General features: G+C 48.2%; 9 protein-coding genes. 1 reads left to right on the top strand and 8 read right to left on the bottom strand.

Annotated elements, in window-relative coordinates:
• The first annotated feature begins 197 nt into the window (after positions 1 to 197).
• Positions 198 to 1,163, top strand: a complete 966-nt coding sequence (locus QU597_RS07120) for an NAD(P)H-dependent flavin oxidoreductase (protein ID WP_310831991.1) — start codon at positions 198 to 200, stop codon at positions 1,161 to 1,163.
• A 181-nt stretch (positions 1,164 to 1,344) separates the two neighbouring features.
• Here QU597_RS07120 and QU597_RS07115 read toward each other — a convergent pair whose 3' ends face one another.
• The 8 genes from QU597_RS07115 to QU597_RS07080 form a co-directional block, all read right to left on the bottom strand.
• Positions 1,345 to 7,209: an InlB B-repeat-containing protein gene (locus QU597_RS07115; protein WP_310831990.1), complete on the bottom strand. Its 5,865-nt coding sequence runs from the start codon at positions 7,207 to 7,209 to the stop codon at positions 1,345 to 1,347.
• A 13-nt stretch (positions 7,210 to 7,222) separates the two neighbouring features.
• Positions 7,223 to 9,808 carry a family 78 glycoside hydrolase catalytic domain gene (locus QU597_RS07110; RefSeq protein WP_310831989.1) on the bottom strand — a complete coding sequence of 862 codons (2,586 nt, stop codon included), beginning with the start codon at positions 9,806 to 9,808 and terminating at the stop codon, positions 7,223 to 7,225.
• Complete coding sequence (locus QU597_RS07105; protein ID WP_310831988.1) at positions 9,805 to 11,034, bottom strand: amylo-alpha-1,6-glucosidase; 1,230 nt, start codon at positions 11,032 to 11,034, stop codon at positions 9,805 to 9,807. Before QU597_RS07105 ends, QU597_RS07110 begins: the two co-directional genes overlap by 4 nt.
• Positions 11,035 to 11,047: 13 nt before the next feature.
• Positions 11,048 to 11,710, bottom strand: a complete 663-nt coding sequence (locus tag QU597_RS07100; RefSeq protein WP_310831987.1) for a histidine phosphatase family protein — start codon at positions 11,708 to 11,710, stop codon at positions 11,048 to 11,050.
• A 117-nt stretch (positions 11,711 to 11,827) separates the two neighbouring features.
• Positions 11,828 to 13,513: an extracellular solute-binding protein gene (locus QU597_RS07095; RefSeq protein WP_310831986.1), complete on the bottom strand. Its 1,686-nt coding sequence runs from the start codon at positions 13,511 to 13,513 to the stop codon at positions 11,828 to 11,830.
• Positions 13,514 to 13,545: 32 nt separating this feature from the next.
• On the bottom strand, positions 13,546 to 14,433 hold the full coding sequence (locus QU597_RS07090; protein WP_310831984.1) for a carbohydrate ABC transporter permease: 888 nt from the start codon (positions 14,431 to 14,433) through the stop codon (positions 13,546 to 13,548).
• A gap of 34 nt (positions 14,434 to 14,467) precedes the next feature.
• Complete coding sequence (locus QU597_RS07085) at positions 14,468 to 15,397, bottom strand: ABC transporter permease (RefSeq protein WP_310831983.1); 930 nt, start codon at positions 15,395 to 15,397, stop codon at positions 14,468 to 14,470.
• A gap of 271 nt (positions 15,398 to 15,668) precedes the next feature.
• Entirely contained in the window at positions 15,669 to 17,429 is a 1,761-nt protein-coding gene (locus tag QU597_RS07080; RefSeq protein WP_310831982.1) for a sensor histidine kinase, read from the bottom strand.
• Between the last annotated feature and the right edge of the window lie 17 nt (positions 17,430 to 17,446).

Here is a 17,446-nt window from a genome sequence, read left to right as displayed (position 1 = left end):
TACCGGAATTGGAGTTCCAGATTTTTTCAATTTATCCATCAGGCGTAAGCTTAAAGAAAACAGTTGAAAGACATGACATTTAACATAGTTTGAGCATGTTTACAGTCACATCCGGAAAAAACTTAACTGTGTTACGATTTATCTTATTACTCAAGAGAGTTTTAATAATGTCAACAACTTGCGAAAGAGGTGTGTAATTGAAACTTCCAACAATCCAATTCGGACATATTAAATCGAGAGTTCCTGTTATTCAAGGTGGAATGGGTGTAGGCATATCCTTAAGCGGACTAGCCGCTGCTGTAGCCAGTGCAGGCGGGATCGGCACCATCTCTGGTACAGGAATCACTGCTGAAGAGCTGAGAATGCATATTCGCAAAACAAGAGAACTCTCTAATGGGGTTGGTTATATCGGTGTGAATGTACTATTCGCAGTGAAGGACTTTGCCGAAAAAATGAAGATTGCTTTGGAGGAAAAGGTTGACTTTATTATTTCCGGAGCCGGAATTTCTAGAGATATTTATGCTTGGGGTAGAGAATATGGTACCCCTGTCGTAACTATTGTTTCATCCGCCAAATTAGCCCGAATTTCCGAAAGACTTGGTGCCTCCGCAGTCGTTGTGGAAGGGTTCGAAGCAGGAGGTCATTTAGGTACAGACAGATCCATGTTTGATATCCTTCCTGAAGTCTTAGAGGCGGTTTCGATTCCGGTTATTGCTGCGGGTGGAATTCTGACAGGGGATGATATCGCAAAAGCCCTTCGGATTGGCGCATCAGGTGTTCAAATGGGGACCCGTTTTGTGGCTAGCCATGAATGTGATGCTCCCTTAGCCTTCAAGCAAAAGTATGTAGATGCTCAGCAAGGAGATACCGTTCTAATCAAGTCTACTGTGGGTCTGGAAGGTAGAGCGATTCGGAATGAATTTACGGACCGGATCAGTAATGATGCCAAATTAAAGATAGTCAAATGCTATGATTGTCTAAAGGTTTGTTCACATCGCTTCTGTACAATGGAATCCCTGCTCACTTCCCTTAGAGGAGATGTTAAGAACGGTTTGGTTTTTGCTGGGTCCAGAGTTCATGAGATTAAAGAGATTTTGTCCGTACAGCAGATTATCGATAATTTAATGAATGAGTATCAAGGGGCATTTAACCCGGCAACTTAGGGTTGTTATACGAGATCATTCTTTTTTATCAAAGCATAATCCCACCCTAACTCCTCATACAATGATGTTCACCGCTACATAAATAAACACCTCTTAAAGCTGCATCAGCTCCCATGGGAGTTCCAACGCCGGCTTTAAGGGGTGTTCGTTTGTTTATTGGCTTATAGTACTTAAGTCTCCATCATTCTTTTTCCGAGGGGTCTGGTGCCGGTAATTTTGGCCACATGACGTTGCTAAAGGCAGCTTCGGCGAATTTACCGTCTTCACCTGCCGATACCGCCAGCCCCATTGTATAGGAGCCGGTAAGGTTTAAGGTTTGCGAGCTTCTTTCAGTCCATACGGCACCGTCTTTGGACCAGTACGTCTTTACAACGTTCCCTTTTCGCTCAACCTTCAGCCAAACCGGCCATGTAACCGTTACCTGATCGGCCTGATTCATCTGGGCCCATCCACCGGCATAATCGCGGTGTATGCTTGTGAGTTCACTGAGGCCGTTGATGAATATGCCCTGATGGGCACTTCCTGCACTCGTGTTTTGGCGGATCATGATACCAATCTTGATATCCTTATGCGGGGAAGCGCCTGAGAAGGTCATACCGTCAATTTTGGCGATAATCGCGGAATCTCCTTCTATTCCCCCCTGATATACATATCGGAACCTGTCAACTTGACCCCATATATTCGAGCCGAATCCTTTCACCTTAATGGATGCGTCCGTCGCCATAGTGGCACCGGTAGTAATACTACCGATATCCTCACTCCAATAATCCTTCTGCGGAACCAGCACCCGGATAAAGTTTGCTGTAATCGTCTTATTGTCATCCATGATTACGGTAGCCGGGTTGGCTGTGCCGCTGAAATCGCCGCTCCAGCCGCTGAAGGCATACCCTTTAGCCGGTGTAGCGCTCAGGGTTACCTGTGTTCCCGCGCTGTAGGACTCCTGAGGAGAATCTATTTCGATGACCCCATAGACCGAATTTGTGACCAGGGTATAGCGGTCGGTCTCTTTTCTAAAGTTCGCTCGAATGGTTTTGTAGGTATCCATCGTTACGGTCGCCGGGTTGGCGAGGCCGCTAAGGTCACCGCTCCAGCCGGTGAAGATATAGCCCGGAGCAGCCGCATAGGTCACCGTCACCACAGTGCCTGCCGGATAGGCAGGAGCCGACGGACTGACCGTTATGGTTCCGTTTACCGCTTCTGTCTGCAACGGATAAGCCTGAACTACAGGCCATTTAACCGACCCGAACTTGGCCGTCACAAATTTGCTGTCCTGGCCTGCGGCCACTGCTAAACCGGCGGTGAACGGACCCACAAAAGCTGCCAGCGTTTGTGAATCCCTCAGGGTCCAGGTCTGGCCATCAGCAGAGGAGTATGTCCGGAGCGTTGTCCCCCGTTTCTCCACCTTCAGCCAGATCGGCCCGCTGACAGGTTCGGAAACATACGGCCGCACAGTTTGTGCACCGATGCGGTACTGGCTGATAATTTTCCGGTCCTTGTTAATAAAAATGCCCTGGTAGCCGCTCCCTGCGGAAATCCCCTGCCGGATCATAATGCCTGCCCGCGCGTTATCGGTCGTCCCGTTAAACTCTGTGATTTGCGCAACAATATCCGCTTCTCCGGTGAGATGATCCACGTAGGTATATCTGAAGCTGTCGCTTCCCGCCCAGATGTTTTGTCCCGACGCAGTCATGGTGAGGCCGGTTTCGTCGTCCGTGGTGGCTCCGGTATATTCGGTAGCGATATCCGAGCTTTTGTAGGAAACGAATTTGGCCGATATTTCCTTGTGTCCGTTCATAACCAGGTAGGTGTCAGCCTCTGTTCCTACCAGATCTCCTTCCCAATGAATAAACCGGTATCCCAGGTCCGGAAGGGCTGTAACCTTCACTTTGGTATTGGGAGCATAAGTACCTCCTTTGGGTAACGGAGGATCCAGCAGGATCTTTCCTCCCGTGACCGCTGACACCTTCAATTCACAAGCAGCCGGCATCGGCCCGAAGTTGGCTTTGATTGTCTTATCTCCGGTCATGCTCAGATTGACAGGATTTCTTTTGCCTGTGAGATCACCGGACCAGTGTGTAAAGGTATATTTATCCTGATCCCGCGCAATGGCGTGAAGTTTCACGTTTGAATTAGCCACATACAAACCTGACTCTACTCCCGCATCACCCAGCCCATCGGATTCCACAGTCAAAGTGTACATATTGGGCCAGCTGACATTGCTGAAAGTTGCTGTAGCCGTGTTGTCTCCCGCTCCGGCGGAAACAAACAACCCGATGGTCAACTCCATTTCCGGCTTAACCCAATCCCATAGTGTTTGGAGCTTAGCGCTCTTCCATTCCACCCCATCCGTAGACCACGATAGCGTAATGTCCCGGTATATAGTTCTTTCAATTCTAAGGTGTACAGGCTTGTCGCCTACTACGCCTAAGTCTACCAAATCTCTGCCGGTGCCGCCCCTACGGACCTGCATGAGGATTTTTCCGTTTCTCACCATGATCGCAGCATATTGGGAATTATGCGTCAAGTCTCTACGGATCTGGATACCGGCCGCGGCCGCTTCCGGATTGCTGCCGGTCAAGGAATTCAGGGTCGCGGTGAACACCGTGTTGTCCTTCAGACCCGGGCGCAGCAGATATCTGAAGCTGTCAGGCGCCAAACTAAATGCGTTTCCACTGCTGGTAAGGGTGTACACCGCATTGGTTACCACGGTCTTACCCGGCACCGCTCCGGGTGTTACGTCGACGCTCATCAGCGTGTTGGCCGGCTTGAAATTCGCGGTAATCGTGGTGTCTGCATTAACCGTAACTGTCAGCGGAATCTCATGTATTTTTTCATTGGCAACGTCCCCGCTCCAGCCTGTAAACAAATACCCGGGTTTGGTTGTTGCAGTCAGTGTTACTACTGACCCTGCTTCATACCGGTTACCGGATGCGTTGGCAGGCTGCTTGGCCGCCTGCGTAACCGTACCACCTTCTATCGCTGCTGCGTTAAGCGTATAGACCGGTACTTCTTCGAAATTGGCCGTTATTTCTTTGTCCCTGTCTATGATTACCGAGGCAGGATTTAGAGTCGATTCAAAATCTTTGTCCCATTTGCTGAATTTGTACCCGAAATGATCCACAGCAGTGAGAATCACTTCATCGCCTTTGTAATAGGACGACTTGAGCGGATTGACCTTCATAATACCGCCGTCAAGTGCATCAACCTTCAGGCTATGCTTGGAAAGCTCCTTGAATCGTGCGGTCAGATTAAGGTCACGGTCCACGATAATATCCCTCGACGACGGACCGCTATTCTCCAGGTCATCCCAGCCAACAAATTCATAGCCGTATTCCGCTTCTGCGCTAAGGGTGATCTTCTCTCCGGCATTGTATTGTCCGAGCGGATTCTCCTGCGTTACTTTACCGTGTACAGCATTCACCGTGACGGTATAGGAATTAACCGGCTCGTATTCTGCGGTTAAGGTCGTATCCATATCCAAGGTGATGGTAATTTCGCTCTCTTCGCCGATCACATTGCCGTCTTTATCTTTCCATGCCTTAAATTGGTGCCCAAGGTGTCCCTTTGCGTTAAGGGTAAGCTTGGTCCCCTTGTTGTAGGTGCCTCCGGCAGGAACTACCTCTCCCTCAGCGGAATACACGTTAAGTGTTACGGTCTCTACGGGGATTAGCGGCAGAATGGAAGCCGCATTTGCCGATAGGATATTAACCGAATACTCATTTGTCGTATTCCAAGAATCGGTATAACGGTACATGACGGCATAATCCTCTTGATATTCCGGGAAGACCTTCGTTTTCGCGATCGTATTCTCCTTGTCGTCGTACCAGGAAGGATAAGGGGCGCTTTGGATATCGGAATTCGGAATTCCCGGCGGAGGTTCGGACCAGCCCTCACCTTTCCCTTCTTTATACTTGGTCCATTGATACAGGTTCATCTCATGGACAAACCATCTTGGCGCTCTTTGCGGATCGCCAAGTCCCGTAATAAACGATCTGCTGACTGCATTGCTTCCCAGTGTGTAATCCCACGTTTTTTGAATCCGGTCCAGATATTTCTGCTCTTTGGTCACGCCGTATCCGACAAGGACAGGCATCAGAGTCGAGCTTGTAAATCTCCAGCCGATCTGATTCTTATATCCTTTGTCCTGTGCGGATGCGCCAAACGGATCCGAGAAACTCAGTTCCGAAACTGCATAATTAAGAATCCCTCCCTTGGCCCAGTTCCTTAGGCCTTCATTCAGATTCGGGTTCTCATACATAGAGACAAATACGCCCAGCCATGCCCGGTCCAATACCCAGAAATACTGCTTGAATGAATTATAATCGGTTCGGTTAAGCGGCATTTCCTGCTCGATCCGGGTCACCAACTCATCCTTGGTAATCCCGTCCAAAGAGTCTTGGTCTCCCATCGCTGCGAGTAAGGCACTGGCCGTTAGCAGCATTTCATTAGACCATAAATGCTTCACTCCCGGTTTATCCCCTGTACCGCTTAAATCGTAGTAAGATTTATTCCACAGCGGATTCGTCGAATTCTCATACACCTTGAAGCCTTTGTAAGCCTTAACGGCGGCATCCAGGTACTTACTTACTTTGCTCTTGCCTCCATTTGGCCCCGGCTCTGAATAATACTTCTGCATGAGCGGCGTATTATAAGCCTGGGCCAGTACTCCCGCAGCAAACAAGGTTTCCGAGGCATACGGCCCCTGCGTTCTGTTATAGAACATGCGTTGGGAAGCACCTTTCAAATCCAGCCCGGTTTCATAAGTACCTTTATCCGGATCGGTAGGCGTCTGCGGTCTAAGATAACCGGCAAGCGCCCCGTTGGTGGAGGTGTTCATTACCGCTTTAGTCAGCCAGTCGAGCTCATATACAAGCTCATCCAGGTAATCGGGCTTTCCGTTAAACGATTCTGGGATTTCCAGTGACTCGCCGAGCGCCTCTACCTGATCCGGAAAGTATTTGGCGCCCATCAGCATATCAATGCCGACATAACCGGAATTATAAGGATACTTCCCGCGATCCCCTGCGTCCATATGGCCTCCGGCCAGGTCAACCTTTGCAGCCTCGGCGGCTTCTTTCGTTCCGCCATTATCACGGAACAAAGCCTGATCAATGGCGTCATCCGTATGGGTGGCCGGCCGTTTCCAATGGGTAAAGTTACGCGGATCGTCAAGTCCGTGATCTCCGTCGCGCTGCATAAATAAAGCGCGCGTGATCGTATACCCGATTTTATCCTTATAAATCGACGTTTCGATTTTAAATGGATAGGACACGCCCACTCCCGGGATATAAAGGTAATATTCCCCTTCTGCCTTAAAACTGCTGAAGTCCAGCTTATAAATATAACTGTATGTCCACTTGTCAAGTACAAAAGGATTGGGTGGTGTAACAGTACCTGTAAACACCTTTTTCCCAGTATTTTTATCCATAATATAAAAGTTCTTGTAGGCCCCGAACTCTACACTCCCCTGTCCCGTCCAGTGAGACAAATACGCAATTTTGGGCCCTTCCGAAGGGTATCCGACCTGATTGGAATGGATCACAAGATTGGGCTGTTCAAGGTCGAATTTGAACGCAAAGGTATTCTGCTCATTTACCTTAGCAACCGCAGGATTGATTGTAACGGTGTAATTCAACCCTTCTTTGAATTTTACGGAAGAAGGCAGCTTAAGATAAGCCCTGTACGAGACTTGGATGCTGCCGAAATCACCTGCTAAAGTCGAGTTAAACGGAGCTTCTTCGGGGAAATACCGGTAATGAACCAGGACCGGCTTAATACCGTCCTTAAAAACCGGGTCGTCGTCGCTCTTGATGATGTAATAGTCTGTATTGGTTACATTAGCATCGGAGTAAGGATTATCTACCAGGCAGATTTCCAGCCACTCGGAATCGACCACGCCTGCATAAGACTGCTTTTCTACGGGCGGTACGGGCGCCCGCTCCTTTAATGCATAAGCCGGACTGCCTGAGTTCATAGAGAGGACAAATAAAAACACAAACGCCGTTACCAGAAATGCCAGTACCCTTCGTGTGTAATGGTTCACCATTATGAATCTCCTCCTAATGAATGTTGGCTTGAAAAGAGTGATGCCCGGAACCTACAGAATACACGGTGAACTCCCCATCCGGCGTAAATCGTCCTTCGGAATCAACAGACGGCACATATACCTCCGCCGTTGCATTGGGAGGGATAACTATGTTCATTACAAGTCCTGTACCGGTTTTGTGCCAGCTTGATTTCACCATTCCTCTGACGGTATGAATTTGTGCGCTTGCATGATCCATATCATAAGGAACAAAGGGCTTAATCTTCATGGTCTCATACCCGGGTCTGACAGGAGTAATACCGGCAAGGTGCTTATAAAACCACACACTCAGTCCTCCAATAAGGAATGCATGATTGTTGGAAGATCTGTTATCGGAAAAGCTTTCAAACGCCGTCGTCGAATCATACTCCTTGATCCAGTACCCCCAGCAGCCTTTATTGGTGTTCGCAGCGAGCTCGTAAGCAATGTCATTCCTTCCGTTCTCCGCCAGAGCCGCCAGGATAACTTCTGCACCAAGGCATCCCACCGTCATGGTCTTACGGGACATAATATCCTCAGCCAGACTGTCCAGGACGGCCGTTTTGAAATCATCCGGGACCAATCCCGAATATAGAGCAAGCGCATTAGCGGTTTGTGAATTGGTATCATAATAGCGGCCTTCCTTCAGGAAAGCTGCATTGATTCCTTCCCTTACCTTCCGGGCCAGCCCGGAGTATAGCGTCATATCGCTCGTGTTCCCCAATTCCTCCGCCATTGCTGACAAGAGCACGAGACATCTGTAATAATAAGCCGTAGCCAGATATAGCCCCGAAATATCCGTAACGCTTCCAAACCAGTCTCCGAAAATAAGGCTGTTATGCAGCAGACCATCACTGCCCAGTTCGCTGCTGAAGGTATTCAGGCAGCGTTTCATCAAATCATAATGCTGCAGCAAAAATGGCTTGTCGCCGTACGCCAGGTAATGGTCCCAAGGGATCAGAATCACAGCGGAAGCCCAAGGCATATCCAGGGAATATTCATGACCTTCACTGGGACATATAAGAGGTACGATGCCGTTCTCCAATTGGGAATCGGATATATCATCGAACCATTTGGCATAGAAGGCAGCCATATCAAAATTGAAGCAATCCGCCTCAGAATGGCAGTGGGCATCCCCAAGCCAGCCTTGCCTCTCTCTTGAAGGGCAATCCATGGGGACCGACACCAGATTCGACCGTAATGACCATACGGCACTGTGCTGCAGCCTGTTCAATAGCTCATTGGAACAAGTGAATCCGGAACCGTTCAAGATGTCATTATGCACAATCTTTGCATAAATCCGGTCCGCGGACAGGGTTCCCGGGTATCCTGAAACCTCTATATACCTGAAGCCATGACATGAAAATCTCGGCTGATAGATCTCTTCCCCCGCACCTTTAAGAATATACTCATCATATTGGGCTTGCGGTTCTGCAAGCCAGCCTGCTTCTATACTGCCCGGATTGATTGTTCCATCCGGATTCAGACATTCCGCATAGCGTAGGGTCACCGTGGTACCTGCTCTACCTGTGACGGTCAAGCCTACCGTCCCGAACAGATTCTGCCCAAAATCAACGACAATAGTATTTTCTTCAATAGTTGAAATGGATACAGGTCTGATCTCCTCTATGGCCTTGATAGGCTGCAGCTGTGCAGTCAGCAGCAGCGGGCCGGTATCCGGAATCGGCCTCTCCCATGAAGAATCATCAAAGCCCGGCAGATCCCATCCATCCGGCTCAAGCCTTGCATCATAGGTTTCGCCTTTCCCTTCGGAAATGCTGCCGCCTGCATAGCGCAGGGCTGCATAAGGACCTTTTTTGAGCCTTTTCCACGCAGGGTCGCTCACAATCACTTCAGATGTTCCATCGGTGTAGCGGATATCAAGGTGAAAGATAACTTTCCGGATATGCATAATCCCTATAACATTGGTTCCAGGTGTAATCAAGTCTGTAACATCATACACGCGGTACATTCCCCGTCTAAAATGGGTCTGGCCCGGGCTGATCAGGTCTTCGCCCGCTTTAGCCCCGTTTATCCGCAGCTCATAGGCATTCGCTTTGCTGCCGGTAGCGCCTATATAGGCCCTCGCCCCTGCTATACCGGCCTTTCCTGTGGCTGCAAATTCCCTTCGCTCATAATAGACGGCAGAAGGACTGTTGGGATATTCACAGTTGAACCATTTGCAGTTCCAGTCTCCGGCGGTGAACATGCCGGTTTCAAAGTACGTTTCATCACTCCAGGCAGATTCATTTCCCTGATCGTCCCATACCTTGACCTTCCACCAGTAACGGCTTTTCGGAGCCATCCCGGAACCATTGAAGCGGATAGCATTTTGAGCGTTGGACTCCACCTTCCCGCTGTCCCACAGATCTCCTATATGATTGTCGATATTGGGTTTAAGGGAAGCTACGATAATCCGGTATGCCCCTTGGATAAAGCCCTCCCCGCTGCTCTCCGTTTCCCAGCTTAATTTGGGCCCCGGCGTATCCACTCCGAGCGGAGTAATCACATATTCACACCGAAGCTGTGCAGGCTTCACATTCCATGCCGCTGCCGTCCGCACCCCGAATTTCAGGTTCATAGGAAATCGCTCTCCGCCGCGTCATCCATTACAGAACGGTAGGCATAGATGTACATCCCCGCAGACCAAGCCTGATAGGCCATGCCGGAAGGCATACCGCTTCTGCCGTTCAGCCATTCATTGAATTCCCATTCAAAGCGTTTTCCGGTACGGTTCGCCTTTGCCAGGTTCTCCAGCTCCTCCAAGGCAAAGGCCTCCCTGCCCGCTTTCTTCAGCGCCGCAACATAAAACCCTCCGATAAACGGCCAGATGCCTCCGTTATGATACTGGTACTGCAGATTTAAATGGCCGTTTCTGTAATATTCACGCCAGTCCTTATCTCCAGGCAGGATAGGCGGATAGTTGGCCATGATCGGATATGGCTTATTCATCCCCGTTTGCGTGAAGTGGTCAATGATTTTACCTGCCTGCGCATCGTCCGCAATGCCAAACAAGATGGCCAGACTGTTGCCAAGCGCATCACAGTGATATCCGAAATCCCTGAAGGCGACATAGGGCATATAAAACTTGCCGAACCAATATAATTCACTGCTCATCCGTATCACTCTCAGCCATTCTTGTGAGTAGCCTTTCTCATTAATGATCCTTGTCTTTTCTTCCACATCCCCCAGCCAGAGCAGAAGATTCAGCTTTGTTTTAACATCCTCAGCTCTTGCGAGACTGTCCTCCCCGTTCTCCCCGCACAGCTCAAGTAATGCGGAATATTCCAGAAGCGCCTTATAATACAAAACATTGTCATACAGAATATTCCCGCGGTTGGCATACAAATCTCCCCAGTCCGCAGCCTCCTGAACCTCCAGCAGACCGCAATTGTTGCTGTCCTGATACTCCAGCCAGAGCATCGCTTGCTTAATCGATTCCAAGCTGCTTTTCAGAAACTCTATATCCTTATACCGCTTGTAATAGACTCCATGTCCGATGACATACCACGGGTTGCTGTCCACGGCCCCCTGATTTGCCTCGATTCTAGGGTTCTCTACATCGACGAACAGCGGGATCATACCCAGCTTGGATTGATACGTTGAGAGCGTATCCAGTGTAATCCGGAAGGAGGCTTTGATTTCATCATTCTCTACCAGGGAGGCACCCAAAAAAGTAATAATGCTGTCTCTTGCATAGACCTGGTTATACCCCTCCGACAGAGCAGACGCTTTTGCCCCGATGCCGTGCATACACCGCTTTACTACATCAATGGATTGTCTGTAGGCTTCGTCAATAATGTTCATTGTCATCGTCTCCTCACCGCTCGCTAATCTTATGAAGTGCAGGTATGATTAACTGGGGATAATAAATCCCTTTCCGTTCAGCGAACTGAATCATGGCTGTCCCTGTATGTGCAAAAGAAAAGCTGCCTACAGGAAACGGCCTTACGCTGAGTAAAAAGTTGAGCAGTACACCAAGCGAGCCTCCATGCCCGAACACGGCGACGGACAGCTCTTTGGCATGCTCATCAGGCACAAAACCGCCCATGCGGCTATGAATGCCAAGCTTGCCTAGTTCCTTTAGAAAGGGAGGAATGATTCTGGTGCACATATCGAAGTATCCCTCTCCCATATCCGTTTTCCAGGTCTCCTCCGCATATGCCTCTCCGGCCTCGCGCTGCATCTCTTCAAAAACGGTACTCGGTACCTTCTCCAGTTCACGGTTCGGCATCCACTCATAGAGATAAGGCAGGATTCGGATATCCAGCGCTCTTCCGGCCAGGACGATTTCCGCGGTTTGCAGGGCTCTGCCATAAGGGGACGAAAGCGCAATGTCAAATTTCTCGTCCTTCAGCGCTTCGGCGGTTGCTTCCGCCTGCAGTATGCCGTAATCTTCCGACAGGCAGCCTTGAACCGGCCGTTCCGGGCATATAAAAGGATCTCCTGCCATATGTCCATGCCTTATGAATGTTAACTTCATGCTTCCCACTCCTTCATCTGAGCATCATCAGCGCTGATTTCACAGAAAAGGCAATGAATGAAGCTGCTCCTCCACCCATTGCCTTGTTAAGCCTTCTGCTGTTATTGAAGGCGTTACTTACTTACCCGACAGCTGCTCTATATATTGTTTATGCATCTTCGTCATGTACTCCTCAACCTGAGGAGCACCGGCGGAATCAAGATCCTTGACGAACTTCTCAAATTCCGCTGCAAAATCCGCCTCCGATTTGGCCAGAATGACAGAGAATGCATTATCATAAAGTCTCTTATCGACAGCCTGCTGTTTAGCCAGCGTATCCATATCGGCCCCTGCCATCAGATCGCCTATCGTCGTAGAGTCATACCAGTATTCGCCTAAGGCCTGGTCTCTCTGCTGCGCTCTGGTATTATTGGTGGCAACCGGATCATCCTTCAGGATCCAGTAAGTCCCCCAGCTGGTTTTGCCAAGGTCAGAGCCTACAAGTCTGGCGTAATGGCCCATGCCGGTTTCTTTTTCAATATTTACCTGCTGCTCGCCGGCAAGCCATCTGTCGAGATAAGGCTTAGTAAGCGCGGGCTTACCGTCTGTCATCTCCCATTGAATCCCCTCCGGTCCGTTCATCGCCAGGAAGTTGCCTTCCTCTGTAGCAAGGTAGTTCAGCAATTTCATAGCCGCTTCCGGGTTTTTACATTTGTCGGTAATGACAAGCGCCCCGATCCCTTTTTTGCTGACCGAAAATAAGGCCGGTTTGTCACCGGTAGGGAATTTGAAGACAACATTCTGGAAATACATTTTTTCTGCATTGGGCAACTTTGCGTCTGTGTAGGTCTTGAGCACGTCATACGTCTGGTTCCACCCGCCGATGTGAGCTGCGACTCTTGCCGGATAGAGCTTAGACTTTTGCCAGGTCGCATAATCTTGTGTAAAGGCTTCGGGATCGATTAATCCTTCACGATACAATTTGTTGTAGAATCCAAGTACTTCCTTTGCCCAAGGTGCCTTTGGCCAGTACTGCACAGAATCACCGGCTCCCATGTAGAGCTTGGAATCTGCCGGGGAACCGGCCATGGCGATCATTCCATAATAGGGGGATCCCCAGTTCCGGTTGAAGCCGCTGAGCGGATACATGGTTTGCCCGTCCGGGGTTTTCGGATATTTCTCCTTTACAAGCTTCAAATAGTTATACACATCGTCTGCCGTTTCTAGCTTCGGCGAACCCAGCGCCTCGTAAATATCCGTTCTCACCTGTAAGCTGTATCCGTATCCAGGAGGAGTTGCCCCTTCCGGTAAGTAGGAGTTGGTCAGGTGATAGATGTTGCCGTCGCTTTGTTTGAGCATATTAAGCGCAGATCCGTATTTCTTTTTCAGATCCGGACCATACTGATCGATCAGATCGTTAAGAGGAATGGCTATTTTATCAGCAATGACTTTGGAAGGATCAGATAACATTATGATATCCGGGTACTCTCCACTGGCGAGAACAACGTTCAGCTTGTCTTTTCCGGACCCGGAATAGACATCCCACTTCAGTTTGATGTTGAGTTTGGCCTCCAGTGCTTTCGCTACCGGATTCTCGTCCCAGAAAGGATCTCCCGTAGGGAAACTCGGTGTGCCTCCGGCGGAATTCACTATGGATAGCACAACCGGCTCCTCCTTCTCTACACCCGTCTGGTTGCCGGCAGCCGAATTCGTATTCGTATTCGTATTCGTATTCGTGCTGTTGTTAACCGCACATGCGCTGAGCAGGAGCGAACACATCACCGCAGCAGCAGTAATGCTTTTGATTCTTACAAACCTCTTCATAGTATTCATCCCTTCCTTTTTGTAAATGAGAATCAGCCTTTTACTGCACCTACCGTAAGACCGCCGACAAAGTATCTCTGCAAAAATGGGTATACCAGGATAATAGGAACGGTAGTAATCGTAATTGTAGCCATCTTAATGACTTCCGGGGTAAGAATGGAACCGGATTGCTCCAGCCTGGCCGCTTGTACAGGGTCCGTAGACTGGATCTGGGTTTCCATCAGGATTTTGACCAGAACCCCTTGAAGGGTTTCTAAATTCTGCGAGCCTGAAGTAAACATAAAGGTGTCGAACCAAGTGGTCCACTGCTGTACTCCTATCATCAATGCAATGGTTGCCAGTACGGGAGTCGACATGGGAAGAATGATGCTTCTCAGTGTTCTCAGCTCCGATGCCCCGTCGATCCTTGCCGATTCGGCCAGGGAAGCCGGGAGATCCTCGAAGAACTGCCTCATAACCATCACATTCCAGACGCTGATTGCACTCGGGATGATGTACACCAGAAAGTTGTTATACAAGTGCAGATTCTTGATGAGCATAAATTCCGGGATAAGGCCGCCTGAGAAATACATGGTGAAGATAAAGAAGAATAGGATGCCTCTTCTGAAGATCAGCTCCCGGTTGGATAACAGATACGCAAGAACAGCTGTACACAGAAGCCCAAGGAGTGTCCCCAGTAAAGTCCTTGAGATGCTGATATATGTGGCGTGCATCAGGCTGCTCTCGTTGAAGATGGCGCTATAGGCTTCCAATGAGAACTTTCGAGGCCAGAAATAAATACTTCCCCGCATGGCATCCCTTCCGTCATTAAAAGACACGACAAATATATTCCAGAAGGGAAATACAGCCAGAAATCCCACGAACAGCAGAAATGCATTATTGATCAGATAGAATAACCGTTCTCCCTTTGTTATTTTCATCTAACTCCCCCTTACCGGCTTCTGACTCATCGCTTTAGAAAATCCCCATCTTCAGGAACTTTCTGCAAGCATAGTTGCAAAGTACGATCAGAGCTATGCCAACAACACTCTTAAACAGACCGACAGCTGCTCCATAAGAGAATGCCGCCTGCTGCAGGCCGTACTTCAGTACATAGGTGTCCAGAACCTCGGACCGGCTGATATTCATGGGATTCTGCAGAAATAGCTGCTGATCTAATCCCGCATTCAATATGTAGCCTACACCAAAGGTAAACAGCAGAATGATGGTAGGCATTATAGTAGGGATGGTAATATGGGTAATTTGCCGAAACTTATTGGCCCCGTCAATCACAGCGGATTCATACTGCTGCTTATCAATCGATGTTATGGCAGCAATATAAATAATGGAATTCCATCCCACGTTCTTCCACACATTCAGCCCCGTAACGAGCGGCCAGAAATGATCTGCTTCCCCGAGAAAATTAACTGGTGTATCGATCCAATGCATACTGAGCAGGAACGAATTCACCGGCGCCAGTTCATCAATAGAGAAGATTGTCATCGCCATCCCCGCTACGACTACCCAGGAAATAAAATGCGGCAAATAGGAAACGGTCTGTACAAATTTTTTATAGACGGCGTTCTTCACTTCGCAGATCAGTATGGCAAATATAATCGCCGCAAGGGTTGAACCTATTAGACTGAGCGAACTGATCACAATCGTGTTACGGATGACTACGGAGAAATCAGGATTACTGAAAAAAGACTTGAAATAATGAAATCCAACCCATTCCCCCCCGAACGGCGTTCTGTAGGAAAATTCTCTGAACGCAAGCAGCGCACCATACATCGGAGTGTATTTGAAGATCAGAATAAAGATTAGAAAAGGGAGCAATAGAAGAAGATGAACCTTCTGCCTTTTTATTTTTTTGATGATGCTGTAATTACCGTATCCCGCTTTCATGCCCTGCCTCCTGTCCAAGGGTAATCCTGCATTTACTGTTCTTTAAGCATTCACCGCCACCTTTCATAATTCAATTATCCGGTCAGCTGCCCTTCAATTCAATTGAAGTATCCATCGAATGATATATCTAACTGCATCACTTTCACCTGCAAAAGAAATATAGATATAAACATTTTCAATAAAAAACAAAACTTTGATGCCACAAAAAAGCAGGGTGCTCCCGGCTTGTTACATTCACCAAGAATATCACCCTGCTTACGGTACGCTATACTTAAGCCTCCAGCTCCTGCTTGTTAACAACATCAAAAGAGATTTCTACAACGGTTCCCGGATTCCCCGGGTATACATGAATACTCGCATTACTGTAGAGTAGCCTGAGCCGCATGAATGTGTTCGTGACACCATACCCCAGCTTGGCATCCGTCTCTTCCCCTTTATTCAGACACTCCATATACTTGATAAAGCTCTCCTTCACACCCATTCCGTCATCCCTGACTGTGATCACCACATGATCACCCTCTTTGCGGATATCCACATTGATATGAATGAGCTTCCCGTGAGGTTTCCCATGAATGATGCTATTTTCAATAAACGGCTGCAGGGTCATTTTACTAATGGGCAGGTCCACGTATTCCTGATCTGACTGGACCGTCAGCTTGATCTCGTCACTATGGCATAAATTTTGCAGGGCAACATAATTCTCAATCAGCCTAATTTCGGATGTAAGCTGAATGATGTCTCTTCCCTGGCTGAGCACGATTTTATAAAAATCACTTAACAGATCAATGATATGGACAATTCTATCCTCTCTTTTATGGAATGCAATCCACCTTACTGCAGACAGTAAATTGTACAAAAAATGCGGATTCATCTGTTTCTGTAAATATTTGATCTCACTTTGTACCTTCTGACGTTCTGTCCTGGCGATGTCTTCAGTAAGCCCTTCTATCTTCTGCGCCATGCTGCACAAGGTTTGATCCAGCGCCGAAATTTCACGGATTTTATTCGTACCCGGCACGATTTTTAAATTTCCTTTTTCAATGGACTTCATTTTATGCGCCAGTCTTTCGATGTTCCGGGCAAATCTTGTGGAGAACAGGATCGCCAGTACAACACCGACCAACACAAAAAAGCATGTACTAACCCATACATACTTGGCGATTGACCGCTTCTCCTTTTCGATCTCATAGGCATCGTAGAGGATAACCACAGACAACGCATCATTGACTTTTCCGTAATAGGAATAATAAGAGCTGTCATCCTGCTTCAGCTTGGATAAGAACTTGTCCCTCAGTACATTTGTCTTCACAGTATCCAGCGTGTCTCTGCCGATCGGAACCTTTGGATTGGAACTGAAAATCATCTTCCCTTCACTGAGCAAATACAAAAGGTATTTGGCATTCTCTTCGCCTTTTGACAGATTACTTAACCGGTCCTGATTCATCTCTATGGCCAGAACCCCGCCCGGCAGGTTAATATTGATGTATTTAAGCAGCAGGATCCGGGTTCCCTCCCCTTCCTCCTCGTAGGTAACCCAAACATCCTTCCCGCGGGCATCTATCGCTTTTTGCATCAGATCCTGTCTTGTGAAGCTCTCTATACTTTTAACATTTTTACCGTCCGTAATCAGTTCAGGGTCGATTTTATAGATGGTGATGTTCCGGATGTCACTGTTTGTCTGGATATAGTTCTCGAATACATTGTTAATCCCCATAAAATGGTTAAATAAATTGTAATCCACATTACCGTGATACGTGCCCAGGAAGAGGCTGGATACCGTATTGTCGGAATAGATGTTTTTGGCCGTCAGCTCACAGTTTTTCATGATGTTCTCAATTCCGTTCAGAGCCTGGGAGGTGGCATAATGCATGAACTCTTCCTTCTGATGGTTAAGCGTCTGGCTTAATCTTCCGTATAGAATGGAACTGATGGTAACTGAACAAACGAGCGGAATCAGGATATTGAAGGCTAAGATGATGTGAAAGAATTTATAGTCTTTTTTCCTTACACGAAGTCCATGTTCATTCATCATTTGTACGCTCCATTAGC

This window comes from Paenibacillus pedocola (assembly GCF_031599675.1).
Classification (GTDB): domain Bacteria; phylum Bacillota; class Bacilli; order Paenibacillales; family Paenibacillaceae; genus Paenibacillus_AQ; species Paenibacillus_AQ pedocola.
The sequence above is the reverse complement of the archived record's forward strand: the minus strand, read 5'-3'. Positions and strand labels throughout refer to the sequence as shown.

Bases quoted from the DNA above. Each gene is read 5' to 3' on its own strand.
- QU597_RS07090 (WP_310831984.1), bottom strand. From the start codon at position 14,433: ATGAAAATAACAAAGGGAGAACGGTTATTCTATCTGATCAATAATGCA.
- QU597_RS07115 (WP_310831990.1), bottom strand. From the start codon at position 7,209: ATGGTGAACCATTACACACGAAGGGTACTGGCATTTCTGGTAACGGCG.
- QU597_RS07085 (WP_310831983.1), bottom strand. From the start codon at position 15,397: ATGAAAGCGGGATACGGTAATTACAGCATCATCAAAAAAATAAAAAGG.
- QU597_RS07080 (WP_310831982.1), bottom strand. From the start codon at position 17,429: ATGATGAATGAACATGGACTTCGTGTAAGGAAAAAAGACTATAAATTC.
- QU597_RS07110 (WP_310831989.1), bottom strand. From the start codon at position 9,808: ATGAACCTGAAATTCGGGGTGCGGACGGCAGCGGCATGGAATGTGAAG.
- QU597_RS07105 (WP_310831988.1), bottom strand. From the start codon at position 11,034: ATGAACATTATTGACGAAGCCTACAGACAATCCATTGATGTAGTAAAG.
- QU597_RS07095 (WP_310831986.1), bottom strand. From the start codon at position 13,513: ATGAAGAGGTTTGTAAGAATCAAAAGCATTACTGCTGCTGCGGTGATG.
- QU597_RS07100 (WP_310831987.1), bottom strand. From the start codon at position 11,710: ATGAAGTTAACATTCATAAGGCATGGACATATGGCAGGAGATCCTTTT.